Source organism: Flavobacterium sp. LMO6 (assembly GCF_009495795.1).
Classification (GTDB): Bacteria; Bacteroidota; Bacteroidia; order Flavobacteriales; family Flavobacteriaceae; genus Flavobacterium.
Genome location: NZ_WIBH01000124.1, coordinates 1 through 211, shown reverse-complemented (window position 1 = coordinate 211; position 211 = coordinate 1). Strand labels below are relative to the sequence as shown.

The 211-nt window shown below is 37.4% G+C and carries 1 pseudogene; it reads left to right on the top strand.

Annotation, left to right across the window (positions count from 1 at the left end):
* Window positions 1-16: 16 nt before the first annotated feature.
* Window positions 17-211: pseudogene (locus tag GFJ99_RS13415) on the top strand (alpha-ketoacid dehydrogenase subunit beta); the annotation flags it as partial.

The window sequence follows — 211 nt, the reverse complement described above, 5'->3', positions numbered from 1 at the left end:
TCGTTAGTTTGTGAATGGACCTTTCCATTCACAAACTAACGAAGCTTGGTTTACTAAAACTCCGGGATTGAAAGTGGTGTATCCAGCATTTCCTTATGATGCCAAAGGTTTATTAAATACCGCTATTAACGATCCAAATCCCGTATTATTCTTCGAGCATAAGCAATTGTATAGAAGTGTGTATCAAGATGTGCCAAAAGATTACTACACC